This window comes from Streptomyces sp. NPDC090445 (assembly GCF_044769385.1).
GTDB lineage: Bacteria > Actinomycetota > Actinomycetes > Streptomycetales > Streptomycetaceae > Streptomyces.
Map to the genome: position 1 here is coordinate 1 of NZ_JBIVXV010000015.1, position 25,489 is coordinate 25,489.

Here is a 25,489-nt window from a genome sequence, read left to right on the forward strand (position 1 = left end):
TGGGGCTTTGGCGGCCCGGGGGGGCGGGGGGGTGGGCGTGGGGGGGGGCCTGGGGGGGGGGGGGGGGGGGGGGGTGGGGGGGGGGGTGGGGGGGCGGGGGGGGGGGGGGGGGGGGCGCCCCCCCGCGGCTTGTTCCTTTGGGTGGGTCAGGTGGTTACGCCGTCAGGCGTGGCGACTACTGGTTGAAGGTGTCGCTCTTGACGTCGATCCACTTGCCGCCCTCGACCTTGTAGACCGTGAGCTGCTTGTTGGTGGTGTCGCCGTTCTCGTCGAAGGAGACCTTGCCGGTCACGCCGTCGAAGGAGACCTTGCCGAGGGCCTCGACGACCTTGGCGCGGGCGTCGGTCGGGACCTTGCCGTTGTTGGCGGCGACGACGGCCTTGACGGCCTGGATGACGGCCCAGCCGGCGTCGTAGGAGTAGCCGCCGTAGGCCGCGTACGGGTCCTTGTAGCCGCCCGCCTTGTAGTCCTCGATGAACTTCTTGGCGGTGTCGAGCTTCTCGACGGGGGCGCCGATGGAGGTGGCGAGGTCACCGTCGTTGGCCTCGGCGGAGGCGGTGATGAAGGCCGGGTCGTAGATGCCGTCGCCGCCGAAGAGCGGGATGTTGGCGCCGGTCTTCTTGATCTGGTCGGAGAGCAGGCCGCCCTCGGGGTACTGGCCGCCGAAGTAGACGGAGTCGGCGCCGGAGGACTTGACCTTGTCGGCGGTGGAGGAGAAGTCGGTCTCCTTCACGGTGACGTGGTCGGTGCCGACGATCTCGCCGCCGAGCTTCTTGAACTCCTCGGCGAAGATGCCGGCGAGGCCGGCGCCGTAGGTCTGCTTGTCGTCGACGACGAAGACCTTCTTCTTGCCGGCGTCCTTGAAGAGGTACTGGGCGGCGAACTTGCCCTGGACGACGTCGGTGGCGGCGGTGCGGAAGTAGGTCTTGAAGGGGCGCTTGAACTCGCCCTTGCCCCAGTTGTCACCCTGGCTGAGGGCCGGGTTGGTGTTGGCCGGGGAGACCTGGGCGAGGTTGGCGGAGGCGAAGACGCCCTGCATCTGCTGGGCGACGCCGGAGTTCAGGGGGCCGACAACGCCGAGAACGTCCTTGTTGCCTACGAGCTTGGTGGCGTTTGCCTGGCCGGAGGCAGGAACTGCCTGGTCATCAAGGGCTTCGACCTTGAATTCAACGCCGGGGACCTCATTGTTCTTGTTTGCGGTCTTGGCCGCGAGGTCCACGGAGTTCTTGATGCCCTGGCCGAGAGCGGAAAGGGAGCCGGTGAGGGGGGCGTCAACGCCGATGACGACGACGGTCTTGGAGCCGTCGGCCTTGTCCCCGGTCTTCCCCGCATCGCGGGAGCCGCAGGCGGTAAGGGTGAGGGCTCCCGTGGTGATCACGGTGGTGAGGACAAGCAGAGAACGGTGTCGCACGATTCTTCCTTTCCCTGGCGCGGCCGCCCTCGAAGTCGAGGGTGCCGAACGGGAACCGGGCCGCACTGGGAGTTCCACGGCCGTGCTGGGTTTGCGCTCTGTGGCGCGGTGACTGGCCGTGACTCTAGGCCGAGGTGGCGAGCGCGGGGGAGCGGGGAAAGGAGGATGTGACTGTCTTGTTATGCCAAGGCCAAGAATGTGAGGCGGGAGTTCGGACAGATCGGGCGTTTGGCGACGCTACGGATCGTCCGCATCGTGAGAATTCCCCGGATCTCTAAGGGGCTTGAGGGCCTCATGGTCCTGTCATAGATCAAATCGGGCCGAATGTCGCAGCGCGTGTCCGAAAGAATCCCGGGGGTGGCATTCCGTGCGGGGAAAAGGGGCTTCTGTCGGACGTGGGCATTACTGGCAGTAATGACGGTTCTTGATCCGCTTCGTACGATTGGAGCGTGACCGAAACGGGCGGAACGCCCCCGAACTGCGGTTCGGCCGTGCGCCGCCGGGTGCCCGGAAGCCGGACAGCGGGATCGGGATTCCGGTCACCCGGCCGGGCTGGGCGGCCGCCAGTTCTCGGAGCTCCAGGTGGCCCCGTCCTGCTCCGCGCACCGCTGTGCGACGAGCCGGTCGACAAGCTCAAATGCCTTGCCCTGTCCGGCAGTTCGCTCCTCGGCCCGACCTGCGGCGACGGCCTCCTCGTGGATCGCGTACTGAGCATTGGACATGCCCTTCTGCTCCCAGTCCAGCCCGGCCCAGTAGCTGCCCTTGAGGGCCTCTCTCGCCCAGTAGGACACCAGAGTTGTGCAGATCCGGGCAGGTGTGGACGGGCTCGGAGCCGCCTCCTGCGGGGACTTCGGGACGCCCGGGGCGCAGGCGGATCCCGCCCCGAGGGCGAGGGCCGCGAGGAGCGCGGCGGCGCCGTACCGGGCCGTGCCGGGAGGCTGGGTACCCATGAGGGGGACGGTAGGCCGTCACCTTCGGTGACACAACGGCCGTGCACGGGGCAGGTGCGGATTGGCGGATTCCGGGCGGTTGCCGCGGCCGCGGGTGCTACGGGGCCGCGGCGGGACGGGCGGATGTGGGTCGTGGGGCGGGGGCGGGGCGGCGCGGAGCGGCGGAGACGAGGCGGGGCGGCGCGGAGGGGCGGAGGCGGCGCGGAGACGACGTGGGGCGGCGCGGAGGGGCGGAGACGACGTGGAGGCGGCGCTGAGGGGCGGAGGCGGCGTGGGGGCGCGGGAGGGGCGGAGGAGGGGCGTGGGGGCGGTACGGAGGAGCGGAGGGCCGGGGAAGACGGCGCAGGCCCGGTTCCCGCCCGGGGAGGGGCGGGAACCGGGCCTGGACGGGGCCGGGGCCGGGAGCGCGGCGCGGGCCGGGTCAGGCCTCGGCGGTCTCGGCTGCCGGTGCGGCGGCGGCGTCGCGCAGCAGGCAGGTCAGGCGGGCGCTGCACACGCGCCGGTCCTGCTCGTCGCTGATCACGATGTCGTAGGTGGCGGTGGTCCGGCCGCGGTGTACGGGGGTGGCGACGCCGGTGACGAGGCCGGCGCGGATTCCGCGGTGGTGGGTGCAGTTCAGGTCGACGCCGACGGCGATCTTGTCGATGCCGCCGTGGAGCATCGCGCCGACCGAGCCGAGGGTCTCGGCGAGGACGGCGGAGGCGCCGCCGTGCAGGAGTCCGTAGGGCTGGGTGTTGCCCTCGACCGGCATGGTGCCGACGACGCGGTCGGGGGCTGCCTCCAGGATGCGGATGTCCATCCGCTCGCCGAGGTGGCCCGCCGAGAACAGCGCGGGCAGGTCGATGCCCAGGGCTGCGTACTCGTCCAGGACCTCCTGCGGGAACTTCACAGCGTGCTGCTCGCCCATGGGCCGGCTCCGTTCGTCAACGCTCGTTAACCATCTTGTCCTGACGTCGTTCTATCAGGCCGGTTCGAAGCGCACGACGACGGACTTGCTGGCGGGGGTGTTGCTGGTGTCGGCGGTGGAGTCGAGCGGGACGAGCACGTTCGTCTCGGGGTAGTAGGCCGCCGCGCAGCCGCGGGCGGTGGGGTAGTGGACCACGCGGAAGCCGGGCGCGCGCCGCTCCACGCCGTCCTTCCACTCGCTGACGAGGTCCGTGTAGGAGCCGTCGGCGAGGCCGAGCTCGGCCGCGTCCTCGGGGTGGACCATGACGACGCGGCGGCCGCCGGTGATGCCGCGGTAGCGGTCGTCGAGGCCGTAGATGGTGGTGTTGTACTGGTCGTGGCTGCGCAGGGTCTGCAGCAGCAGCCGGCCCTCGGGGACCTTCGGGTACTCCACGGGCGCGGCGGTGAAGTTGGCCTTGCCGGTGGCCGTCGGGAAGCGGCGCTCGTCGCGGGGGGCGTGGGGGAGGCGGAAGCCCTCGGGGCGGGCGGCGCGGGCGTTGAAGTCCTCGAAGCCGGGGACGACGCGGGCGATCCGGTCGCGGACGGCGGCGTAGTCCCGCTCGAACTCCTCCCAGGGGGTGGCGGAGGCGTCGCCGAGGACGGCGCGGGCCATGCGGGCGACGATCGCCGGCTCGGAGAGCAGGTGCCGGGATGCGGGGGCGAGGTTGCCGCGGGAGGCGTGGACCATGCCCATGGAGTCCTCGACGGTGACGAACTGCCGGCCGGAGGCCTGGACGTCCTTGTCGGTGCGGCCGAGGGTGGGCAGGATCAGGGCGCGCCGGCCGGTGACCGCGTGGGAGCGGTTGAGCTTGGTGGAGACGTGGACGGTGAGGGAGGCGCGGCGGATCGCGGCCTCGGTGACCTCGGTGTCGGGGGTGGCGCCGACGAAGTTGCCGCCCATGGCGAAGAGGACCTTGGCCTTGCCGTCGCGCAGGGCCTCGATGGAGCGGACCACGTCGTAGCCGTGGTGCCGGGGCGAGGTGATCCCGAACTCCCGGTCGAGGGCGTCGAGGAATGCGGGGGCGGGGCGTTCGAAGATCCCCATGGTGCGGTCGCCCTGGACGTTGGAGTGGCCGCGGACGGGGCAGACGCCGGCGCCGGGGCGGCCGATGTTGCCGCGGAGCAGGAGGAGGTTGACGACCTCGCGGATGGTGGCGACGGCGTGCTTGTGCTGGGTGAGGCCCATGGCCCAGCAGACGATGGTGCGCTGCGAGGCCAGGATCATGGCGAGGGCGCGTTCGATCTCGGGCCGGGTCAGGCCGGTGGCGGTGAGGGTCTCGTCCCAGTCGGCCCCGGCCGCGGCGGTGCGGAGGTCCTCGTAGCCGTGGGTGTGCTCGCGGACGAAGTCCTCGTCGACGGCGCCGGCGTCGATCACGAGCTTGTTGAGGAGGCGGAAGAGGGCCTGGTCGCCGCCGATGCGGATCTGGAGGAAGAGGTCGGTCAGGGCGGTGCCCTTGAGCATGCCGATCGGGGTCTGGGGGTTCTTGAAGCGCTCGGTGCCGGCCTCGGGGAGCGGGTTCACCGAGATGATCTGCGCGCCGGAGGTCTTGGCCTTCTCCAGGGCGGAGAGCATGCGGGGGTGGTTGGTGCCCGGGTTCTGTCCGGCGACGATGATCAGGTCGGCCTGGTGGAGGTCCTGCAGGGAGACGCTGCCCTTGCCGATCCCTATGGTCTCGGTGAGGGCGGAGCCCGAGGACTCGTGGCACATGTTGGAGCAGTCGGGCAGGTTGTTCGTGCCGAACTCACGGGCGAAGAGCTGGAAGAGGAACGCGGCCTCGTTGCTGGTGCGGCCGGAGGTGTAGAAGAGGGCCTCGTCGGGGGAGCCGAGGGCGTTCAGCTCCTCGGCGATGATCTCGAAGGCCCGCTCCCAGGTGACGGGCTCGTACCGATCGGCGCCCTCGGGCAGGTACACGGGCTGGGTGATGCGGCCCTGCTGGCCCAGCCAGTAGCCGGAGCGGTCGGCGAGGTCGGCGAGCGGGTGGGCGGCGAAGAAGGCCGGGGTGACCCGGCGCAGCGTGGCCTCCTCGGCGACGGCCTTGGCGCCGTTCTCGCAGAACTCGGCGGTGTGCCGCTTGTCGCCCTCGGGCCAGGCGCAGCCGGGGCAGTCGAAGCCATTCTTCTGGTTGACCTTGAGGAGGGTGCGGGCGGTGCGGGTCAGGCCCATCTGGGCCTGCGCGATCCGCAGGGTGTGCTTGATCGCGGGCAGGCCGGCGGCGGCGTGCTGCGGGGGCGCGACCTGCGGCGCGTCCTGTACGGGATCACCTGCGGGCGGCTTCGTGGCCATGTCGCTCCCCTTTGAGCACGTCGGGCAGTGCGCCGGCCGGGCGGCGCGCTTCGCATTCGGGTCCGAATCCTGTCACGACCGGGGCGGTGATCGCCGACGCCGGAATTGTCGGCGGGGACGCCTAGGATCGGGGGCGTGGCAGAGAACGCATCGAAGAAGACCGACCAGACGACCGCAGCGGACCGTCCCCGCCTGATGCTCATGGACGGGCACTCCCTGGCGTACCGGGCGTTCTTCGCGCTGCCCGTGGAGAACTTCACGACGGCGACCGGCCAGCCGACGAACGCGATCTACGGGTTCGCGTCGATGCTGGCGAACACGCTGCGCGACGAGGCGCCCACGCACTTCGCGGTGGCGTTCGACGTCTCGCGCAAGACGTGGCGCTCGACGGAGTTCCCCGAGTACAAGGCGAACCGCTCCTCGACCCCGGACGAGTTCAAGGGGCAGGTGGAGCTGATCGGCGAGCTGCTGGACGCGATGAACGTGCCGCGGTTCGCGGTCGAGGGCTTCGAGGCCGACGACGTGATCGCGACGCTGGCGACGCAGGCGGAGGCGCTCGGCTACGAGGTGCTGATCGTCACCGGCGACCGGGACTCCTTCCAGCTGGTCTCCGACCACACGACGGTGCTGTACCCGACGAAGGGCGTCTCCGAGCTGACCCGGTTCACGCCGGAGAAGATCGTGGAGAAGTACGGGCTGACCCCGCAGCAGTACCCGGACTTCGCGGCGCTGCGCGGCGACCCGTCGGACAACCTGCCGGGCATCCCGGGCGTCGGCGAGAAGACCGCCGCCAAGTGGATCAACCAGTTCGGGTCGTTCGCGGAGCTGGTGGAGCGCGCCGAGGAGGTCAAGGGCAAGGTCGGGCAGAACTTCCGCGACCACCTGGAGGCCGTGAAGCTCAACCGCGTCCTGACCGAGATGGTCCGCGACGTGCACCTGGAGAAGACCCCGGCCGACCTGCAGCGCGCCCCGTACGACCGGTCCGCGGTGACCGGCGTGCTGGACGTGCTGGAGATCCGCAACCCCTCGCTGCGCGAGCGGCTGCTGGCGGTGGACCCGGGCGCCGGCGAGGAGGAGGCCCCGGCTCCGGCCGCCGGTGTGGAGCTGGACGGGTCCGTGCTGGGCGCGGGCGAGTTCGCGCCGTGGCTCGCGGCCCACGGCGGCGGCCCCCTCGGCGTGTGCACCGTGGACAGCTGGGCACTGGGCCAGGGCAGCGTCGCCGAGATCGCGCTGGCCGCGGCCGGCGGGGCGGCCGCCTGGTTCGACCCGTCCGCGCTGGACGAGGCCGACGACCAGGCCTTCGCGGCCTGGGCCGCCGACCCGGACCGGCCCAAGGTCGTGCACAACGCCAAGGTCCTGATGCGGGTCTTCCCGGAGCACGGCTGGCGCCTGGACGGCGTCACCATGGACACCGCCCTCGCCGCGTACCTGGTCAAGCCGGGCCGCCGGTCCTTCGCGCTGGACGTGCTGTCGGTGGAGTACCTGGGCCGCGAGCTGCAGCCCGCCGCCGCCGACGGCCAGCTGGCCTTCGGCGCCGACGAGACCGCCGAGGCCGAGGCGCTGATGGCGCAGGCCCGCGCCGTCCTGGACCTCGGGGAGGCCTTCACCGGCAAGCTCGTGGAGGTCGGCGCCGCCGACCTGCTCCACGACATGGAGCTGCCCACGTCCGAGCTGCTGGCCCGGATGGAGCGGGCCGGCATCGCCACCGACCGCGACCACCTGGAGGCCATGGAGCAGCAGTTCGCCGGGGCCGTGCAGCAGGCGGTGAAGGAGGCGCACGCGTCGGTGGGCCACGAGTTCAACCTCGGCTCGCCCAAGCAGCTGCAGGAGGTCTTCTTCGGCGAGCTGGACCTGCCGAAGACGAAGAAGACCAAGACCGGCTACACCACGGACGCGGACGCCCTGGCCTGGCTGGCCACCCAGACCGACCACGACCTCCCGGTGATCATGCTGCGGCACCGGGAGCAGGCCAAGCTGCGGGTGACCGTGGAGGGCCTGGTCAAGACGGTCGCCGCCGACGGCCGGGTGCACACCAGCTTCAGCCAGACCACCGCCGCGACCGGACGCCTGTCCTCCACCGACCCCAACCTGCAGAACGTGCCGGTGCGTACCGACGAGGGCCGCGCCATCCGCCGCGGGTTCGTCGTCGGCGAGGGCTACGAGTCCCTCATGACCGCCGACTACAGCCAGATCGAGCTGCGGGTCATGGCCCACCTGTCCGAGGACGAGGGCCTGATCCAGGCCTTCCTGTCGGGCGAGGACCTGCACACCACCGTCGCCTCCCAGGTGTTCGGCGTGGAGCGGTCCGCCGTCGACGCCGAGATGCGGCGCAAGATCAAGGCGATGTCGTACGGGCTCGCGTACGGGCTCTCCGCCTTCGGCCTCGCCCAGCAGCTCGGGATCGAGCCGGCCGAGGCGCGCGGGCTGATGGAGACCTTCTTCGAGCGGTTCGGCGGGGTCCGGGACTACCTGCAGCGCGTCGTCGAAGAGGCCCGCGCCACCGGGTACACGGCGACGGTCTTCGGCCGCCGCCGCTACCTGCCGGACCTGGGCAGCGACAACCGCCAGCGCCGCGAGGCCGCCGAGCGGATGGCGCTGAACGCCCCGATCCAGGGCACCGCCGCCGACATCGTCAAGGTCGCCATGCTGCGCGTGGACCGGGCGATCGCCGAGGCCGGCCTGACGTCGCGGATGCTGCTCCAGGTCCACGACGAAATCGTGCTGGAGATCGCCCCGGGCGAGCGCGAGCGGGTCGAGGAGCTGGTGCGCCGCGAGATGGCCGCCGCCGTCGAGCTGCGGGCCCCGCTGGACGTGTCCGTCGGCGTCGGCTCCGACTGGGAGTCCGCCGCGCACTGACCCGGAGCCCGTGCGCCGCGTGATGCCGTGTGATGCCGTGTGATGCCGTGTGCCCGCCCCCGCCTTCCGGCGGGGGCGGGCACACGTGCAGGGGGGCGCGGGCTAGCGGGTGGCGAGGGGGGCGGGCGCTTCGCCGTCCGCGGGGTGGCGGCGGCCCCGGTCGTCCCGGTCGTCCCGGTCGTCCCGGTCGTCCCGGTCGGGTCCGGGACGGCGGTGCCGCAGCCGCACCAGGGCCCCGTACAGCAGCAGGCCCACCGCGAGGCCGGCGCCCGCGCCGAAGCAGACGGTCGGGATGATGTCGAGGGGCGAGCGGACCCGGTCGTAGTAGGTGAAGAAGCGCATCACCCGCGTCGTCACCCCGGCGGCCGTGCACCCGGCCACGAGGAGGGCCGAGCCCAGCACCTCGGCCCGGCTCAGCACCGGCACCGCCGAGGGCGCGGGCCGGTCGGGCATCCGGCGCACGGCCGTCGCCGCGAACCAGAGCAGCGCGCCCGCCGCGGCCGCCGACGAGCCGTACTGCAGGTAGGTGTAGAGCGGGTATCCGTACGCGATCGGCTCGCCCAGCCAGGGCATTGCGTTCGTCCCCCACCGGTCCAGGTGCGTGAAGCTGTCCCACGCCACGTGCGTGAGCGAGCCCAGCACCGCCGAGAGGTAGAACCACAGCGCGAGCACCGCCGGCCGCCGCGCGCCCCGTCCGCCCGGCCCGCCCCGCCAGTCCTCACCCCGGAGCAGGGCGTGGACCCGGCCCCGGCGGGCCCGCGGCAGCAGCGCGACCAGCGGTTCGCGCAGCAGCAGCCAGCACGCCGCGAGAACGGCGGTCAGGACGGCGTCCGCGGTCAGCACGCCGGGCAGCGAGTGCGTGAACCCCCCGTACTGCATGACGCCGCCGACGACGGCGTCCGCGAAGTAGAACGTGTCGGGCGCGAACGAGCCGAGGACGAGCGCGGAGGCGACGAGCGGGCCGCGGGCACGGCCGGTGCGGCGTATGGCGGGCAGGACGGCGGCGGCATGGCTGAGGGTGAACGGCACGGCACCTCTTGGTGGTTCGGCGGGCGTCGGGCGGGTCTGGCGCGTCGGGCGGGTCTGGCGGGTCTGGCGGGTGGAGCGGGCGTCGGGGCGCGAGGTCACGCCGGGTGACGGTGTCTTTACTTCAGGCCAATGCGGCCCGAACCGGTCCGGACAGTATGCGTGACCTGCACATGACGTGGGGAAGTGGTGAAGCCCGGGCGCCGATCGGCGCGGTGTGAAGGGAGTTGACGTAGGGTCACGCCGACGTCGAGGGGGAGGGGACCGGCTCATGTCGGCTCGTTGGACGGCTCGGGGCAGGCTGCACAGGGGAGGGACCGCCGCCGTGGCGTGCGCTCTGGTGGCGGCCGCGGTGACCGCCTCTCAGGCACCGCCCGGCCACCGTACGGCCCCCGCCGGGGAGAGCACCGCGCAGGCCGCCGCGCCCCCGCCGGCCGGCGGCGCGGACGGCGGCGACGGCGTCTACCTCACCGAACTCCCGCCCCTCACCAGCCCGGAGCCGCCGCCCGCCCCGCTCCCGGAGGGCGCGCAGACCCCGCCGGCGACCCCCGGCGAGACGGCGGGATCCCCCAACCAGCCCGTCGCCATGGGCGGCGCGGAGGGCGCGCAGGGGATACCGGCGACCGTACTGACCGCGTACCGGCAGGCCGAGGAGCGGATCGGCCGCACCGATCCGGGGTGCGGGCTGGGCTGGCAACTCCTCGCGGCGATCGGCAAGGTCGAGTCCGGGCACGCGGGCGGCGGGCGCGTCGACGCCGCCGGGACCACCCTGCGGCCGATCCTCGGACCGGTCCTGAACGGCAACGGCTTCGCGGTGATCCGGGACACCGACGGAGGCCGCCACGACGGCGACGCCGCCTATGACCGAGCCGTCGGGCCCATGCAGTTCATCCCCTCCACCTGGGCCGCCTGGGGCCAGGACGCCGACGGCGACGGCCTGCGCAACCCCGGCAACGTGTACGACGCCGCCCTCGCCGCCGGGCGCTACCTGTGCGCGGGCAGTCGCGACCTGCACCGGGACGCGGACCTGGACCGGGCGGTGCTCTCCTACAACCACTCCTCGGAGTACCTGCGGACGGTGCGGTCCTGGTTCGCGTACTACCTCAAAGGCGTCCACGAAGTCCCGAACGCGGGAGGCGGCGGCGCGGGCACGCCGGCGAAGCCGCAGCCGAGGCCCACGCCGTCCCCGAAGCCCACGCCGTCCCCGACACCGAGCCCCCGGCCGACGCCCACGCCGACGCCCGCTCCGAGCCCGAAGCCGACCCCGACGCCGACTCCGCCCGCGACGCCTACGCCTACGCCTACGCCCAAGCCGACACCGACACCGACACCGACGCCCACTCCCACCACCACGCCGACCCCCACGCCGAAGCCGACGGCGAGCCCCCGGCCCACGCCCAGCCCCACGGCGAGCGTCCGGCCGACGCCCTCCGCCGCCCAGCCGACCGGATCGCCTTCCCCGTCGGCGTCCCCGAGCGCGGCGCGCGGCGGCACGCAAACCCCGTAGTCGAACGGTTCTCATCTCGCACGCGCGTTGCTACCGTGCCTCCGCCCTGACGCTCCATCAGATTCGGAGGCCCGGTATGCGCGCACTCGTCGCCGCCGCCATCGGCCTTGCCGCCGCGCTGGCCCTCGCGTTCGCCGTCACGGCGCTCGGGGCGCAGGAAGGCAAGACCTCGCCCAGACCGCTGCTCACCACCGCGCCCGCCGCGCCCGGGCAGCAGTGAGGAGGCCGGACGTGCGAAGCCGAGCGAGCCTCGTCCTCATCGCCCTCGCGGTGTTCTGCACCGCCCTCGCGCCGCTGCTGCGCTGGTACGCGTACCCCGGGCTCGCCAAGATCCCGCCGAACCAGTACCAGGAGATGGTCCTGGAGGCGAAGGACGCGACCCTCCTCGACTACACCGGCGGCATGCAGCCCAAGAAGGTCGACAAGGTCACGATCATCCAGACCCTCAAGGGCAACGTCGAGGCGTCGAGGGAGATCGAGGCGAGCGCGGGCCGGGACGTCGTCGTCTGGGACACCCTGTCCCACATCGCCGGCCCCGACGGGAAGATGGTCTCCCAGATCCCCGAGCGCTACATCTTCGACGCCCACACCCAGGCGCCCGTGCACGCCGCCGGCGAGGCCGTGGACGGCGACCCCGTCCAGCGCGAGGGCATCGAGTTCAAGTGGCCGTTCTTCACCGAGCCGCGCGACTACCTCTACTTCGACGCCCAGACCCGCACCGCGACCCCCGTCCACTACGTCGGCCCGCGCACGTTCCGCGGCATGGACGTGTACTACTACGAGCAGCACGTGCCCTGGACGAAGGTCCCCCTGCCCAAGAAGATGCCGATCGAGGGCATCGACCCGGCGACCTTCGAACAGAGCACCGGCACCAGCCTCTGGTACCGGGCCAAGGCGATGTTCTGGGTCGACCCGGTCACCGGGGCGCCCGTCAACGCCGAGCAGGTCGTCGAGCAGGAGATGCGCGGAGGCATCGCCGCCGGGGCGCCGGAAGGCCGGCTCACCGTCTTCGCCGGGCACGTGAAGATGCGCGAGGACTACAGCCGGTACACCGTCGGCCTGGTCCGGTCGAACCGGGCCAAGGTCCTCGCCCTGCACACGTACGCCCCCGCCGGGCTGGCCGCCGCCGGGCTCGCACTGCTCGGGGCCGCCCTGTGGCTGGAGGCGCGCGGCCGCCGCACCGCCGCCGCCGGGGCCGGGGCGGGGGCGGGGGTCAGCGCCTGAGGCGGGCGTTGGTGTGCCGGGTCGGCTCGGCCGTCGCCGGATCCTCCGGCCAGGGGTGCTTCGGGTAGCGGCCGCGGAGCTCGGCACGGACGGCGCGGTAGCCGCCCTGCCAGAACGAGGCCAGGTCGGCGGTGACCGCCGCGGGCCGCCCCGCCGGCGACAGCAGGTGCACGAGTACGGGCACCCCCGCCACCCGGGGCGTCTGCGCCAGCCCGAACAGCTCCTGCAGCTTGACCGCGAGCACGGGCTGCTCGGCCGAGTAGTCCACCCGGATTCGGGAGCCGCTCGGCACCTCGATCCGCTCCGGGGCCAGCTCGTCGAGGCGGGCCGCCTCGCCCGTGGCCCAGGGCAGCAGCCGGGTCAGGGCCTGGCCGGCGTCGATCCGCGCCAGGTCGGCGCGGCGCCGGGCCGAGGACAGCTCCGGCTCCAGCCAGTCCTCCGCCGGGCGGGCCAGCAGGGCGGCGTCGGTCACGTCCGGCCAGGGGGCGCCCAGGGTGCGGTGCAGGAACGCGAGGCGCTCGCGCAGGACCAGGGCGTCCGGGGACCAGCGCAGCAGCGCCCCCGGGCCCTCGGCCGCGAGGCCCTCCAGCAGGGCGCGGCGCACCAGGGCCGGGTCCGGGTCGCGGAGCGGGCGGGCGGTGAGCTCGATCGCGCCGAGGCGCTGCACGGCGCGGGCGACGAGATCTCCGCCGGCTCCGCCCTCCCAGTGCACCTCCTCGGAGGAGGTGAACAGGTGCTCGGCGGCGGCCCGGGCCGTGCCCTCGTCGAGGACGGCGGCCAGCCGGATGCGGGCGTCGGCGGAGCCGGTGCTGCGGTCGGCGACGGCGACGGCGAGCCAGTCGCCCGCGGTGGCGAGGCGGGAGCCGTCGGGGAGCGCGGCTCCCGTGCCGGAGGCCATGAGGTACTGGCCGCGGCCGCGGGCGCGGGCCACGCGCTCGGGGAACGCGAGGGCGACGACGAGCCCGGCGACGTGGTCGTCTGCCGCCGGAGCGGGCCCGCGACCCCCTGCGGGGGCTCCGACCCCACACCCCCGCGCCTCAGACGCCGGCGAGGCTGAATGTGCCCGCCCGGCACCTTTGAAGGCGTCGGCGGGAAGATCCAGCCTCAGATCCAGCCCCTCCGGCGTTCGAGGAGCGGGGTCCGGGGCGGAGCCCCGGGTCGGGCGCGCAGCGTCCGACGAGCGGCCATCGGATACAGCGGGAAGGGGCGGGGTGGGGGAGGTCTCCGCGGCCGCCAACGCCGCGGCCAGCCGCCGGGCCTCGGCACGCCAGCGCCCCGCATGGCCGTCACCCCCGCCCCGCGGGCCCCCGGCGGCCCGGGACTCGGCGGCTTCGGTGGCCCGCGCACCCCCGGCGGTGCGGGCGGTGCGCCAGGCTGCGACGAGGTCGTCTCCGTACTCCCGCGGCGGCTCCTCGCTCAGCAGGGCCACCACCTCCGCCACCCGACGCCCGTCCACGCCCGGCGCCGCCGCCCCGTCCAGCAGCGCGCGGGCCAGCCGCGGGTGCAGGCCGAGCCGGGACATGGCCGTGCCCCGCGGCGTGACCCGCCCGGCCGCGTCCAGCGCGCCCACCGCGGACAGCACGGACCGCGCCGCCGCCATGGCCCCCGCCGGCGGCGGGTCGAGCAGCGCCAGCCCGGACGCGTCGGGATCACCCCAGCAGGCCGTGTGCAGTGCGAACGCCGTCAGGTCGGCGAGCCGTATCTCCGGGGCCGGGAACGCCGGCAGCCGCCCGTCCTCCGCCTCCGCCCAGCACCGGTACACCGTGCCCGGCGCCTCGCGCCCCGCACGCCCCGCCCGCTGCCGGGCCGCCGCGCGGGAGGCCCGTACGGTCGTCAGCGCGCCGAGGCCCCGCGCGTGGTCCGTCCGCGGCTCGCGGGCCAGCCCGGAGTCCACCACCACCCGCACCCCGGGCACGGTCAGGCTCGACTCCGCCACCGCCGTCGAGAGGATCACCCTGCGGTGCCCGGCCGGCGTCAGCGCCGCGTCCTGGACCGCCGCCGGAGCCCGTCCGTGGACCTGCAGCACCTCCGCGCCGACCCCGGCCAGCAGCCCGGCCACCCGGCCGATCTCGCCGACGCCGGGCAGGAAGCACAGCACGTCCCCGGACCGCTCCGCCAGCGCCCGCCGCACCACCGCGGCCACGTGCGCCAGCTGCGCCGGATCCACCCGCATCCCGTGCGGCGGCCGCACCGGCCGGGCCGGCGGGGCCCAGACCGTCTCCACCGGGTACGAGACACCGTTCGCCCGCACCACCGGCGCACCGCCCAGCAGCCGTGCCCAGCCCTCCGCGTCGGTGGTCGCCGACGCCGCGACCAGCCGCAGCTCCGGGCGCAGGGTCTCCCGTACGTCCAGGAGGAACGCGGCGACCGTGTCCGCGTCGAGGTGCCGCTCGTGGCACTCGTCGAGGACGACCACGTCCACGCCGGCCAGCTCCTGGTCCCGCTGCAGGCGCTGCAGCAGGACACCGGTGGTGACCACCTCCACCACCGTGTCGGGGCCCACCGCCCGCTCCCCGCGCACCGTGTAGCCGACCTGGCCGCCGACGCGGCCGCCCAGCAGCCAGGCCATCCGCCGCGCCGCGGCCCGGGCGGCGATCCGCCGGGGCTCGGCGACGACGACCCGGCGCCGGGGGCCGCCGCCGACCAGCCCGGCCAGGGTCAGCGGCACCAGCGTGGTCTTGCCGGTGCCGGGCGGGGCGCACAGCACCGCGGTGCCGTGGCCGTCGAGGGCCGAGGCGAGCGCGGGCAGCGCCTCCCGTACGGGGAGGGCGTCGAGGGCGCCGGTGCGCGGCGACAGCGGCTGCGACTGCGGTGGCGGTGTCATGTCCTGCGTCAGTTCCTCCCCCGGCCTTCGGCCGGGGGCGTCGCCGTCTCGCTTCGCTCGCACACGAAGATCGCGGTGCCCGGGATCAGGTTGCCGCGCAGCGGGGACCAGCCGCCCCACTCCTGGCTGTTCCAGGCGGGCCATTCCGGTTCCACCAGGTCGAGCAGGCGGAACCCGCCCGCCACCACGTCGCGGACCCGGTCGCCGAGGGTGCGGTGGTGTTCCACGTACACGGCCTGTCCCTGGTCGTCCTGCTCGACGTACGGGGTCCGGTCGAAGTAGGAGGCCGCCACCGACAGCCCCTCGGGGCCGGGCTCGTCCGGGAAGGCCCAGCGGATGGGGTGGGTGACGGAGAAGACCCAGCGGCCGCCGGGGCGCAGCACGCGGTGCACCTCCCGCATGACGTTCACCGGGTCGGCGACGAAGGGCACGGCACCGTACGCGGAAAAGGCCAGGTCGAAGGAGCCGTCGCGGAACGGCAGGTTCCCGGCGTCCGCCTGGACCAGGGGGACCGCGCCGCCGTCGATGCGCAGGGCGTGCTGGAGCTGGCGGTGGGAGAGGTCGAGGGCCACCGGGCGGGCCCCCTGGGCGGCCAGCCAGCGGGAGCACTGGGCGGCGCCGGCGCCGATCTCCAGGATGTCCTTGCCGTTCAGGGCGTCCGTCGGGCCGAGGAGGGCGGCGTCGGCCTCGTCGAGGCCCTCGGGACCCCACACGAAGCGGTCGTCGCCGAGGAAGGCGCCGTGCTCGCGCTGGTACTCGTCCGCGTTCCGGTCCCACCAGGAGCGGCTGGCCCGGCTGCTCTCCGTTTCGCCGGCGTCACGCCGCGTGGCGACGGCGTCGTCCCCGGTGTCTCCATGGGTGCCGTGTGCGTGTTCGGGGGCGTAGTCCTCTTGGTTCATGGGGCCCGTCGTCGTAGTCTGCGAAAGAAGTCGGGAGGGCCATTCGTGCTTGCCCGCCCATGAATTGTGCCGGTTGTGCGGTGATCCGCCCCGGGTGTGCGCCTTCGCGCATTGACCCTGCCCGGCCATACCCGTATGCTACAAGTTGCGCTGCGAGCCTGTGCTCCTCAGACCTAGCAGGCTGCGCTTGCATCTGTTGATGTCCCCTCGGTTCTCGAGGCCCTGCCGCTTTCGGCGGATCTGGGCTTCCTAGGCTGTCCGGCTTCTTCGGCAGATGCCGATAAGGGCTCCCGGCGTAGCAGTACCTACGACTTCATGTCCGTACCGGAGCCCTTTCCCACATGACGAGCAGCACCGAGACCACCGCCACCACTCCGCAGGTTGCGGTCAACGACATCGGTAACGAGGAAGCCTTCCTCGCCGCGATCGACGAGACGATCAAGTACTTCAACGACGGCGACATCGTCGACGGCGTCATCGTGAAGGTCGACCGGGACGAGGTCCTGCTCGACATCGGCTACAAGACCGAAGGCGTCATCCCGAGCCGCGAGCTCTCGATCAAGCACGACGTCGACCCGAACGAGGTCGTCAAGGTCGGCGACGAGATCGAGGCCCTGGTTCTCCAGAAGGAGGACAAGGAAGGCCGCCTGATCCTCTCGAAGAAGCGCGCCCAGTACGAGCGTGCCTGGGGCACCATCGAGAAGATCAAGGAAGAGGACGGCATCGTCACCGGTACCGTCATCGAGGTCGTCAAGGGTGGTCTCATCCTCGACATCGGCCTCCGCGGCTTCCTCCCGGCCTCCCTGGTCGAGATGCGTCGCGTCCGCGACCTCCAGCCCTACGTGGGCAAGGAGCTCGAGGCGAAGATCATCGAGCTGGACAAGAACCGCAACAACGTGGTCCTGTCCCGCCGTGCCTGGCTGGAGCAGACCCAGTCCGAGGTCCGCCAGACGTTCCTCACCACCCTGCAGAAGGGTCAGGTCCGCTCCGGCGTCGTCTCCTCGATCGTCAACTTCGGTGCCTTCGTGGACCTGGGTGGCGTCGACGGTCTGGTCCACGTCTCCGAGCTGTCCTGGAAGCACATCGACCACCCGTCCGAGGTTGTCGAGGTCGGCCAGGAGGTCACCGTCGAGGTCCTCGACGTCGACATGGACCGCGAGCGTGTCTCCCTGTCGCTGAAGGCGACCCAGGAGGACCCGTGGCAGCAGTTCGCCCGGACCCACCAGATCGGTCAGGTCGTCCCGGGTAAGGTCACCAAGCTGGTTCCGTTCGGTGCGTTCGTCCGCGTGGACGAGGGCATCGAGGGCCTGGTCCACATCTCCGAGCTGGCCGAGCGCCACGTGGAGATCCCGGAGCAGGTCGTCCAGGTCAACGACGAGATCTTCGTCAAGGTCATCGACATCGACCTGGAGCGTCGCCGGATCTCGCTGTCCCTCAAGCAGGCCAACGAGTCCTTCGGTGCCGACCCGGCGTCGGTCGAGTTCGACCCGACCCTGTACGGCATGGCCGCGTCCTACGACGACCAGGGCAACTACATCTACCCCGAGGGCTTCGACCCCGAGACCAACGACTGGCTCGAGGGCTACGAGGCTCAGCGCGAGGCCTGGGAGCGCCAGTACGCCGAGGCGCAGGCTCGCTTCGAGCAGCACCAGGCCCAGGTCATCAAGTCCCGCGAGGCCGACGAGGCCGCCGCTGCCGAGGGTGCTGCCGCCCCGGCCGCCGGCAACGCCGGTGCGGGTATCTCGGGTGGCTCCTACTCCTCGGAGTCGGACGAGACCTCGGGCGCCCTGGCCTCCGACGAGGCCCTGGCCGCGCTCCGCGAGAAGCTGGCCGGCGGCCAGAGCTGATCGCAGGATCGCAGCACACCGCGCACACCCGGAGCGATCCGGGAGTGAGCTGAGCTGAAAGCAAGGCCCGTCCCCCTCGGGGGCGGGCCTTGTTGCCGTCCCGGCCCCGCTCTGCCGTCCCCGGCCCTTTGCTGCTTCCCGGCCCCTTCCGCGGTGCGTTCCCGTGAATCGCCCGGACGGACGGGGAATGGTGCGGGCCCCTTCGTACGTTCACCCAGAGAACGCGGCGAGGAGGAGCGGTGACAGTGCTTGATCCGAAGGATCCAAAGGGTTTGTACGAGTGGGACGCCAAGGGCTTGGCGGTGGCCGACCTGGCACTCGCCCAGGACTCGGCTGGACTGGTCATGCTCTACCACTTCGAGGGGTACATCGACGCCGGCGAGACCGGGCAGCAGATCGTCGAGCGGCTGCTCGACAGCCTGCCCCACCAGGTCGTCGCCCGGTTCGACGCCGACCGCCTGATCGACTACCGGGCGCGGCGCCCGCTGCTCACCTTCCGGCGCGACCACTGGACGGAGTTCGAGGAGCCCCGCCTGGACGTCCGCCTCGTCCAGGACGCCACCGGCGCCCCGTTCCTGCTGCTGTCCGGCCCCGAGCCGGACGTGGAGTGGGAGCGCTTCTCCGTCGCCGTCCGGCAGATCGTCGAACGCCTCGGCGTCCGGCTGTCGGTCAACTTCCACGGCATCCCCATGGGCGTCCCGCACACCCGGCCCGTCGGCATCACCCCGCACGGCAACCGGACCGACCTGACGCCGGGCCACACCAGCCCCTTCGACGAGGCCCAGGTGCCCGGGAGCGCCGAATCGCTCCTGGAGTTCCGCCTCGGCCAGGCCGGTCACGACGTGCTGGGCGTCGCCGCGCACGTACCGCACTACATCGCCCGGTCCCCGTACCCGGACGCCGCGCTGACCGTACTGGAGACGATCACCGCCGCCACCGGGCTGGTCCTGCCGGCCGTGGCCCACGCACTGCGCACCGAGGCCCACCGCACCCAGACCGAGATCGACCGGCAGATCCGGGAGGGCGACGAGGAGCTCGTCTCCCTGGTCCAGGGCCTGGAGCACCAGTACGACGCGGCCGCCGGCGCCGAGACCCGCGGCAACATGATCGCCGAGCCGGTGGAGATCCCGTCCGCCGACGAGATCGGCCGCGAGTTCGAGCGGTTCCTCGCGGAACGCGAGGGCGAGGGCTGATCGCCCGGCACCGATCGGCTAGCCTGGCGCTCGCGGGCGCCGGAGACTGCTTCCCGCACGGGCGGGGACGAGGGGTGGAGGCAGAGGCGTGCTCAGGGTAGGACTCACCGGCGGCATCGGCGCCGGCAAGAGCGAGGTCTCGCGGCTGCTCGCGGGATACGGGGCGATCCTCGTCGACTCCGACCGCATCGCGCGGGAGGTCGTCGAACCGGGCACGCCCGGGCTGGCGGGCATCGTCGCGGCCTTCGGGGAGTCCGTACTGACCCCCGAGGGGACGCTCGACCGGCCGAAGCTCGGGTCGATCGTCTTCGCCGACCAGGAGAGGCTCCAGACCCTCAACGGCATCGTCCACCCGCTGGTCCGGGCCAGGTCGGCCGAGCTGGAGGCCGCCGCCGGCCCCGACGCGATCGTGGTGCACGACGTACCGCTGCTCACGGAGAACGGCCTCGCCCCGCTGTACGACCTCGTGGTGGTCGTCGACGCGGCCCCGCAGACGCAGCTCGCCCGGCTGACCGCCCTGCGCGGGATGGCCGAGGACGAAGCCCGGGCCCGGATGGCCGCACAGGCCACCCGGGAACAGCGGCTCGCCGTGGCGACCCTCGTGATCGACAACGACGGGCCGCTGGAGGCGCTGGAACCGCAGGTGCGCGCGGTGTGGGACGAGCTGACCACCCGGGCGAAGGCAGCGGCCGCCGGGGACTGACCGGCACGCCGGAGACCGACCGGCACGCCGGGGGCCGACCGGCACGCCGGGGGCCGACCGGCGCGCCGGGACCGACCGGCCCACGGTCGCGTGGATCCAGTGGCTTGCGCCGATGGCGTGGATCCGGTGGATTGCGTGGATTGCGTGGATCGCGTGAGGAGAGGGAAGGAGCAGACCGTGACAGACCCCGTGCCGCAGGCTCCCCCGCCCGGATCGGCGCCCTCGTCCCCGGAGACGCACGTCATCGACTTCCGGGCCGCCGAGCGGCTGCTGGCCGCCCGCGACCCCCGCGGCGCCGTGAAACTCCTCGACTCGGTCATCGCCGCCCACCCGGAGAGCGGTGCGGCCCGGCTGCTGCGCGCCCGGGCGTACTTCGCCTCCGCCCAACTGGGGAGCGCGACCCGGGAGCTCGAACTGATCGTGGAGCGGGAGCCGGACAACGCGTTCGCGCACTTCGCACTCGCCCGCACCCATGAGCGCGCGGGTCGGCCCGACCAGGCCCGCAGGCACTTCCGGCTCGCCGCCGCCCTGGACCCCCGGCCGGACTACGTGGCGGCCGCCCGCTTCGACGACCCGGGCCCCTCCTGACCGGGTCCCGCGCACGGGCCCATCGGGTCCTGTACCAGGGCCCGGCCGGTTACCGGTGCGGAGGCTCGTACGGGGGGATGTCCCGGCCCGGCTGGTAGTGCGGGCCCTGGTGGATGTGATGGGCCACCACGGCCATGTCCACCGTGGCCAGGACCGCGACCACGCCGCACGCCGCAGCCCACCCGGGGCGGGCGGCCAGGGAGAACAGGACCGTTCCGGCGGCGGCCCAGACCAGCCCCCACACGCTCAGCCAGAATCTCAGCCGCAGCGGACTGCGGGCGGTCACCGGCTCGTTTCCGGTACGCATGGGCCCATCGCCTCATTGCCTGACAGCCCGGCCGTTCCGGTCGTGGACGGCCTACGTCCCATGGTGCCACCGGCCCTCCCGGCGCCGGGGAACACGCAGGTCAGCGGGGATTGTCACTGTGCGCGCCTAAACTCGGCGGAAGACGTGGTCAGACCGACGGAAACGGCAGGAAGGGGGGCATGGTGACACCGCAACCGCCGCAGCAGGCACTGCTGCGCCACGCCGCCGTCTTCCTGCCCGCCCCCGTCCCGCGCCAGGGCCGTATCGCGTTCTGGGCGCCGGACGGCGACCCCCTCCCCGAGGTGCCGGAGGGGGCGCAGGCCCGGATCGAGGTGGTGCGCCCGCACGGCAGCGGCGTGCGCACGCGGACCGTGCCCGCCGTGACCCTCGCCGTCGCCGACGCGCTGCCCCTGCTGGTGCGCGCCCCGCGTACCGCCGTCACCCACCCGGCCACCCGGGCCTGGGGCACCGCCGCCACCCATGCGCTCACGCTCGCCGCCCGCGGCCGGCTGCTGCCCGGGCTCACCCCCGACGACGTCGACGCCTGGCGGGCCGGCCCGCTCGACGCCGAGGACGTCGGCCACCTCCGCGCGGTCGCCGCCGCGCTCCCGTACGAGGGGTACGCCACGCCCCTTCCCGGCCGCCGCCCGCTCCAGCTGCCCGAGCCGGAGGCCCTGGTCCGGGCGTTCCTCGACGCCGTCACCGACTGCCTGCCCCGGACCCCGGCCGCGCCCGTGGCCGCCGGGCGGCCGTTCGCCGACCGGGAGCCGCAGCGGGTGCCCGGGATAAGGGACTGGGCGGCGCAGGTCGCGGCCGGCGCCGACGAGGGGGTGGGGATCTCGCTGCTGCTGGACCTGTCCTCCTTCAGCCTCTTCGACTCCGGCGACGGCGCGGACGCAGACGCAGACGCCGACGCACACGCAGATACGGACGCGGACGCGCCCGCCGGCGCCGGGCGGGCGGAGCTGCGCCGGGCGGGCGCCGCCGTCGTCCAGGTGCACAGCCTGGCGGACCCCACGCTCGTCACCGACGCCGCGCAGCTGTGGGCCGGCGCTGCCCCCGCCGGCTTCGGGCCGCGCGCCCGCATCGACGCGGTCCTCGCGCTGCGCCGGGCCGCCCGCGTCTGGCCGCCGCTGCTGCGCCTGCTGGACCGGCCCGTCCCCGACCTGCTGCCGCTGTCCGACCCGGAGCTCGAAGACCTCCTCGGCACCGCCGCGACCCGGCTGGCGGCCGCCGGAGTCCCGGTCCACTGGCCGCGCCAGCTGGCCCGTACGCTCTCCGCGACCGCGGTCGTCCGCTCCACCGCGCCCGGCTCCGCCATCGACGGCACCGCCTTCTTCGACGCCGAGCAGCTCTTCGCGTTCTCCTGGGAACTCGCCCTGGGCGGCGACCGGCTCACCCCGTCCGAGATGGAGGCGCTCGCGCAGGCGCACCGGCCGGTGGTGCGCCTGCGCGACCAGTGGGTGCGCGTCGACCCCGAGCTGGTCCGCAAGGCCCGCAAGCGGGACCTGGGCCTGCTGGACCCGGTGGACGCGCTGGCGACCGTACTGACGGGCACGGCCGAGGTCGACGGGCAGCAGGTGGAGGCGGTGCCGGTCGGGGCCCTGGCCGCCCTCCGCGAGCGGCTGACCGGCGAACTCGTCCCGCTGCCGCAGCCCGTCGGGCTGAAGGCCGTCCTGCGCGACTACCAGGCGCGCGGCCTGGCCTGGCTGGACCTGATGACCTCGCTCGGCCTCGGCGGGTGCCTCGCCGACGACATGGGCCTGGGCAAGACCGTCACGCTGATCGCGCTCCACCTGCACCGGGACCGTCCCGAACCCACCCTCGTCGTCTGCCCGGCGTCGCTGCTGGGCAACTGGCAGCGGGAGATCGAGAAGTTCGCGCCCGGGGTCCCGGTGCGCCGCTTCCACGGCGGCGGCCGCAGCCTCGACGGGCTGGCCGGGGGTTTCGTCCTCACCACGTACGGGACGATGCGCGCGAGCGCGGCCCGGCTGGCCGGGCAGGCCTGGGGCATGGTCGTCGCCGACGAGGCGCAGCACGTGAAGAACCCGCACTCGGCGACCGCGAAGGCGCTGCGCACGATCCCCGCCCCGGCCCGGGTGGCGCTCACCGGCACCCCGGTGGAGAACAACCTCTCCGAGCTGTGGGCGCTGCTCGACTGGACCACGCCCGGCCTGCTCGGGCCGCTGACGGCGTTCCGGGCCCGGCACGCCCGGCCGGTGGAGCACCAGCAGGAGGAGGACGGGGGCAACGAGGCGGCCGTGGCCCGGCTGGCGGCGCTCGTCCGGCCGTTCCTGCTGCGGCGCCGGAAGTCCGACCCGGGCATCGTCCCCGAGCTGCCGCCGAAGACGGAGACCGACCACCCGGTGTCCCTCACCCGCGAGCAGGCCTCGCTGTACCAGGCCGCGGTGGACGAGGCGATGGCCGTGATCGGGGGCAGCGAGGGGATGGAGCGGCGCGGCATGGTCATGAAGCTGCTGGCCTCGCTGAAACAGATATGCAACCACCCGGCGCAGTACCTGAAGGAGGATCGGCCCCGGATCCCGCACCGCTCCGGCAAGCTGGCCCTGCTGGACGAGCTGCTGGACACGATCCTCGCGGAGAACGGCTCGGTGCTGGTCTTCACCCAGTACGTGACGATGGGCCGGATCATCGAGCGGCACCTGTCGGCGCGCGGGATCTCCCACCAGTTCCTGCACGGCGGGACCCCGGCCGCGCAGCGCGAGGAGCTCGTCGACCGCTTCCAGTCCGGGGAGGTCCCGGTCTTCGTGCTGTCCCTGAAGGCGGCCGGCACCGGGCTGAACCTCACCCGCGCCGGACACGTCGTCCACTTCGACCGGTGGTGGAACCCGGCCGTCGAGGAGCAGGCCACCGACCGCGCCTACCGCATCGGCCAGGAGCAGCCCGTCCAGGTCCACCGGATCATCGCCGAGGGCACCGTGGAGGACCGGATCGCCGAACTGCTGGAGTCGAAGCGGGCCCTGGCCGACGCCGTCCTCGGCTCGGGGGAGGCGGCCCTGACCGAGCTGACCGACCGCGAGCTCGCCGACCTCGTCTCCCTGAGGAGGCCCGCATGATCACCTCGCGGGAGGACCGCCGCCGCACCTTCGAGACGGTGCCCGCCGGCGGGGACGCCGCCAGCTGGTGGGGCCGGGCCTGGGTGTCGGCCCTGGAGCTCACGGCCCGGGACCCGGCCCGCCTGGCCCGCGGCCGCGCCTACGCGGAGGAGGGGCACGTCGAGGCGGTCACGGTCACGCCCGGCCGGATCGTCGCCTACGTACGGGGCACCCGGGCCCGCCCGTACCGCACGGAACTGGCCCTGGCCCCGTTCGAGGCCGCCGGGTGGGACGAGCTGCTGGAGGCGGCCGCCGCCGATCCGGCGGCCCTGGCAGCCCTGCTGGAGCGGGAGGTTCCGCAGTCCCTGGCGGGGCGGATCCTGCCCGGGCCGGGCGAGCTGCTGCCGCGCTGCTCCTGCCCGGACCCGGCCCGTCCGCCGTGCAAGCACGCCGCGGCCCTGTGCTACCGCGCCGCCCTCCTCCTCGACGAGGACCCCTTCCTGCTGCTGCTCCTGCGCGGCCGGGGCGAGCGGGAGCTCCTCGACGAGCTCGGCCGCCGCAATGCCGCCCATGCCGCGCGCGAACAGCCCGCCGCGACCCCGGACTTCCCCGGCATCCCGGCGCGTGCCGCGCTGGCCCGCACCACCCTGCCCCCGCTGCCGGCCCCGCCCGCCCCGCCCGCCGTGCCGGGGCTGCCGCCCGCCTGCCCGGACGAGCCGGGTGTGCCGGGCGCGCCGGACCCGCTGGCGCTGGACCAGCTCGCCACGGATGCGGCCGCCCGCGCGCTGGCGCTGCTGCGCACCGGCGAGGACCCGATCGGCGGGCTCACCCTGTGGCAGGACGCCGTCCGTCTGGCGTCCGCGCACCACACCGCGGGCCTGACCGGTACCGCCCGCACCCTCTACCGGGACCTGGCCCGGGCCACCGGCCGCACCACGACCGACCTCGCCCGGGCCGCGGCGGCCTGGCGCCAGGGCGGCCTGCCCGCGCTCAACGCCCTGGAAGAGCCCTGGGATCCGCCGGCCGGCCCCTTCGACCGGGCCCGCCCGGCGCTCCTGGCCGCCTCCCGCGGATCGTTCCGGCCCGAGCGGAACCGGCTGACCGCGGGCACCCGGCAGCTGCGGCTCGGCCGCGACGGCCTCTGGTACGCGTACGAGTCCCGGCCGGGCGGCGAGGACTGGTGGCCGGCGGGCCGCCCGTCCGCGGACCCGGTCAGCGCGCTCCCGTACTGATCCCGTCCGCCCAGCTGCCGAGGGCGGTGAAGTCCCGGTCGCGCAGGCCGCGGCGGGGGTGGATGCGCAGCAGCAGGGCGGGCGCCGGGTGGTGGGCGGCGACCCAGGCCCGGTCCCGAGCGTTGATCATGTCGTCGACCCAGGCGAAGGGGCGGCCCGCCGCCCACGCGAGCAGCGGGCGGGTCTTCCACGAGAGCCCGTCGGGGTCCCGGGCGAACAGCTCCGGCCACTCGATGAACGGCAGGTCGCCGGGGAGCCCGATGTGCGGGGCGACCATCGTGTTGGCCTCGTTCATCCAGGTCGTGGCCCAGGCCAGGTCGAACGGCAGGGCGAGCAGTCGCGCGCCGTGCGACGGGTGCAGACGGACCTTCAGGCCGCGCCGTGCGCTGCGCGAGTCCGGGCTGCGGTACGACATCCAGACCGCGGGACGCATCCGGTGGCTGGTGTACCCGCGCAGACCGGCCAGGCGGGACCGGAAGGGGTTGAGGGGGCCGTCCACGTCGAGGAGGAGCAGCGGGCGATCGGTGGTCATGGACCAGCCACTACCCGCTACACGATGGAGTGAAATGCCTATCGGCTCTATAACCCGAACGGGTTTTGGCGCGTTGTCTCCTCATGCGGGTGCAGTGCAGCGCCC

At 73.8% G+C, this 25,489-nt stretch carries 19 protein-coding genes; 10 read left to right on the plus strand and 9 right to left on the minus strand.

The features are described from left to right. Positions 1-175: 175 nt before the first annotated feature. From ACIQUT_RS25105 to ACIQUT_RS25120, 4 genes are all read right to left on the minus strand, one after another. Entirely contained in the window at positions 176-1,411 is a 1,236-nt protein-coding gene (locus ACIQUT_RS25105) for a branched-chain amino acid ABC transporter substrate-binding protein (RefSeq protein WP_403565823.1), read from the minus strand. A 539-nt stretch (positions 1,412-1,950) separates the two neighbouring features. Next, positions 1,951-2,361 (minus strand): hypothetical protein, encoded by a 411-nt coding sequence (locus ACIQUT_RS25110; protein ID WP_403565825.1) that lies wholly within the window; start codon positions 2,359-2,361, stop codon positions 1,951-1,953. 421 nt (positions 2,362-2,782) lie between these two features. Beyond that, positions 2,783-3,268 (minus strand): PaaI family thioesterase, encoded by a 486-nt coding sequence (locus tag ACIQUT_RS25115; protein ID WP_403565827.1) that lies wholly within the window; start codon positions 3,266-3,268, stop codon positions 2,783-2,785. A gap of 54 nt (positions 3,269-3,322) precedes the next feature. Beyond that, positions 3,323-5,590, minus strand: coding sequence for an FdhF/YdeP family oxidoreductase (locus ACIQUT_RS25120; protein ID WP_403565828.1), 2,268 nt, complete (start codon positions 5,588-5,590; stop codon positions 3,323-3,325). 135 nt (positions 5,591-5,725) lie between these two features. Between ACIQUT_RS25120 and polA the strand changes: the two genes are divergently transcribed. Next, positions 5,726-8,446, plus strand: a complete 2,721-nt coding sequence (gene polA, locus ACIQUT_RS25125; protein ID WP_403565829.1) for a DNA polymerase I — start codon at positions 5,726-5,728, stop codon at positions 8,444-8,446. Positions 8,447-8,548: 102 nt separating this feature from the next. On the opposite strand, the gene ACIQUT_RS25130 is transcribed toward polA, so the two are convergent. Continuing rightward, positions 8,549-9,574 carry a DUF4184 family protein gene (locus tag ACIQUT_RS25130; RefSeq protein WP_403565831.1) on the minus strand — a complete coding sequence of 342 codons (1,026 nt, stop codon included), beginning with the start codon at positions 9,572-9,574 and terminating at the stop codon, positions 8,549-8,551. Positions 9,575-9,743: 169 nt separating this feature from the next. Here ACIQUT_RS25130 and ACIQUT_RS25135 point away from each other — a divergent pair, with 169 nt between their 5' ends. The 3 genes from ACIQUT_RS25135 (at position 9,744) to ACIQUT_RS25145 (ending at position 12,203) form a co-directional block, all read left to right on the plus strand. Further along, a complete protein-coding gene (locus ACIQUT_RS25135) occupies positions 9,744-10,979 on the plus strand; it encodes a lytic transglycosylase domain-containing protein (RefSeq protein ID WP_403565832.1) in 1,236 nt (411 codons plus the stop codon). A 76-nt stretch (positions 10,980-11,055) separates the two neighbouring features. Beyond that, positions 11,056-11,199, plus strand: coding sequence for an SPW_0924 family protein (locus tag ACIQUT_RS25140; protein WP_179178427.1), 144 nt, complete (start codon positions 11,056-11,058; stop codon positions 11,197-11,199). A gap of 11 nt (positions 11,200-11,210) precedes the next feature. Then, the gene (locus tag ACIQUT_RS25145) at positions 11,211-12,203 is read left to right on the plus strand and encodes a DUF3068 domain-containing protein (RefSeq protein ID WP_403565834.1); all 993 of its coding nucleotides are present in this window, start codon (positions 11,211-11,213) and stop codon (positions 12,201-12,203) included. Here the strand turns inward: ACIQUT_RS25145 and ACIQUT_RS25150 are convergent. Together ACIQUT_RS25150 and ACIQUT_RS25155 are read right to left on the minus strand one after the other, a co-directional pair. Further along, entirely contained in the window at positions 12,193-15,027 is a 2,835-nt protein-coding gene (locus ACIQUT_RS25150; protein ID WP_403565835.1) for an ATP-dependent RNA helicase, read from the minus strand. The genes ACIQUT_RS25145 and ACIQUT_RS25150 overlap by 11 nt on opposite strands. An 8-nt stretch (positions 15,028-15,035) precedes the next feature. Then, on the minus strand, positions 15,036-15,926 hold the full coding sequence (locus ACIQUT_RS25155; protein WP_403565836.1) for a class I SAM-dependent methyltransferase: 891 nt from the start codon (positions 15,924-15,926) through the stop codon (positions 15,036-15,038). Between the two features lie 341 nt (positions 15,927-16,267). Here ACIQUT_RS25155 and rpsA point away from each other — a divergent pair, with 341 nt between their 5' ends. The 4 genes from rpsA (at position 16,268) to ACIQUT_RS25175 (ending at position 20,257) form a co-directional block, all read left to right on the plus strand. Continuing rightward, positions 16,268-17,773, plus strand: coding sequence for a 30S ribosomal protein S1 (gene rpsA / locus ACIQUT_RS25160; RefSeq protein WP_179176975.1), 1,506 nt, complete (start codon positions 16,268-16,270; stop codon positions 17,771-17,773). Between the two features lie 272 nt (positions 17,774-18,045). Continuing rightward, complete coding sequence (locus ACIQUT_RS25165) at positions 18,046-18,966, plus strand: PAC2 family protein (protein WP_218783157.1); 921 nt, start codon at positions 18,046-18,048, stop codon at positions 18,964-18,966. Positions 18,967-19,054: 88 nt separating this feature from the next. Further along, positions 19,055-19,669: a dephospho-CoA kinase gene (coaE, locus tag ACIQUT_RS25170; RefSeq protein WP_403565838.1), complete on the plus strand. Its 615-nt coding sequence runs from the start codon at positions 19,055-19,057 to the stop codon at positions 19,667-19,669. Between the two features lie 177 nt (positions 19,670-19,846). Then, a complete protein-coding gene (locus tag ACIQUT_RS25175; RefSeq protein WP_403565840.1) occupies positions 19,847-20,257 on the plus strand; it encodes a tetratricopeptide repeat protein in 411 nt (136 codons plus the stop codon). Positions 20,258-20,306: 49 nt separating this feature from the next. Here ACIQUT_RS25175 and ACIQUT_RS25180 read toward each other — a convergent pair whose 3' ends face one another. Continuing rightward, positions 20,307-20,564 (minus strand): DUF6343 family protein, encoded by a 258-nt coding sequence (locus tag ACIQUT_RS25180; RefSeq protein WP_403565842.1) that lies wholly within the window; start codon positions 20,562-20,564, stop codon positions 20,307-20,309. Between the two features lie 179 nt (positions 20,565-20,743). On the opposite strand from ACIQUT_RS25180, the gene ACIQUT_RS25185 reads away from it, so the two are divergent. Together ACIQUT_RS25185 and ACIQUT_RS25190 are read left to right on the plus strand one after the other, a co-directional pair. Then, positions 20,744-23,641 carry a DEAD/DEAH box helicase gene (locus ACIQUT_RS25185; protein WP_403565844.1) on the plus strand — a complete coding sequence of 966 codons (2,898 nt, stop codon included), beginning with the start codon at positions 20,744-20,746 and terminating at the stop codon, positions 23,639-23,641. Further along, positions 23,638-24,852 (plus strand): hypothetical protein, encoded by a 1,215-nt coding sequence (locus ACIQUT_RS25190; protein WP_403565846.1) that lies wholly within the window; start codon positions 23,638-23,640, stop codon positions 24,850-24,852. Before ACIQUT_RS25185 ends, ACIQUT_RS25190 begins: the two co-directional genes overlap by 4 nt. Here the strand turns inward: ACIQUT_RS25190 and ACIQUT_RS25195 are convergent. Beyond that, positions 24,833-25,384: a hypothetical protein gene (locus ACIQUT_RS25195; protein ID WP_403565848.1), complete on the minus strand. Its 552-nt coding sequence runs from the start codon at positions 25,382-25,384 to the stop codon at positions 24,833-24,835. The two genes, ACIQUT_RS25190 and ACIQUT_RS25195, sit on opposite strands and share 20 nt — an antisense overlap. Positions 25,385-25,489: the final 105 nt, after the last annotated feature.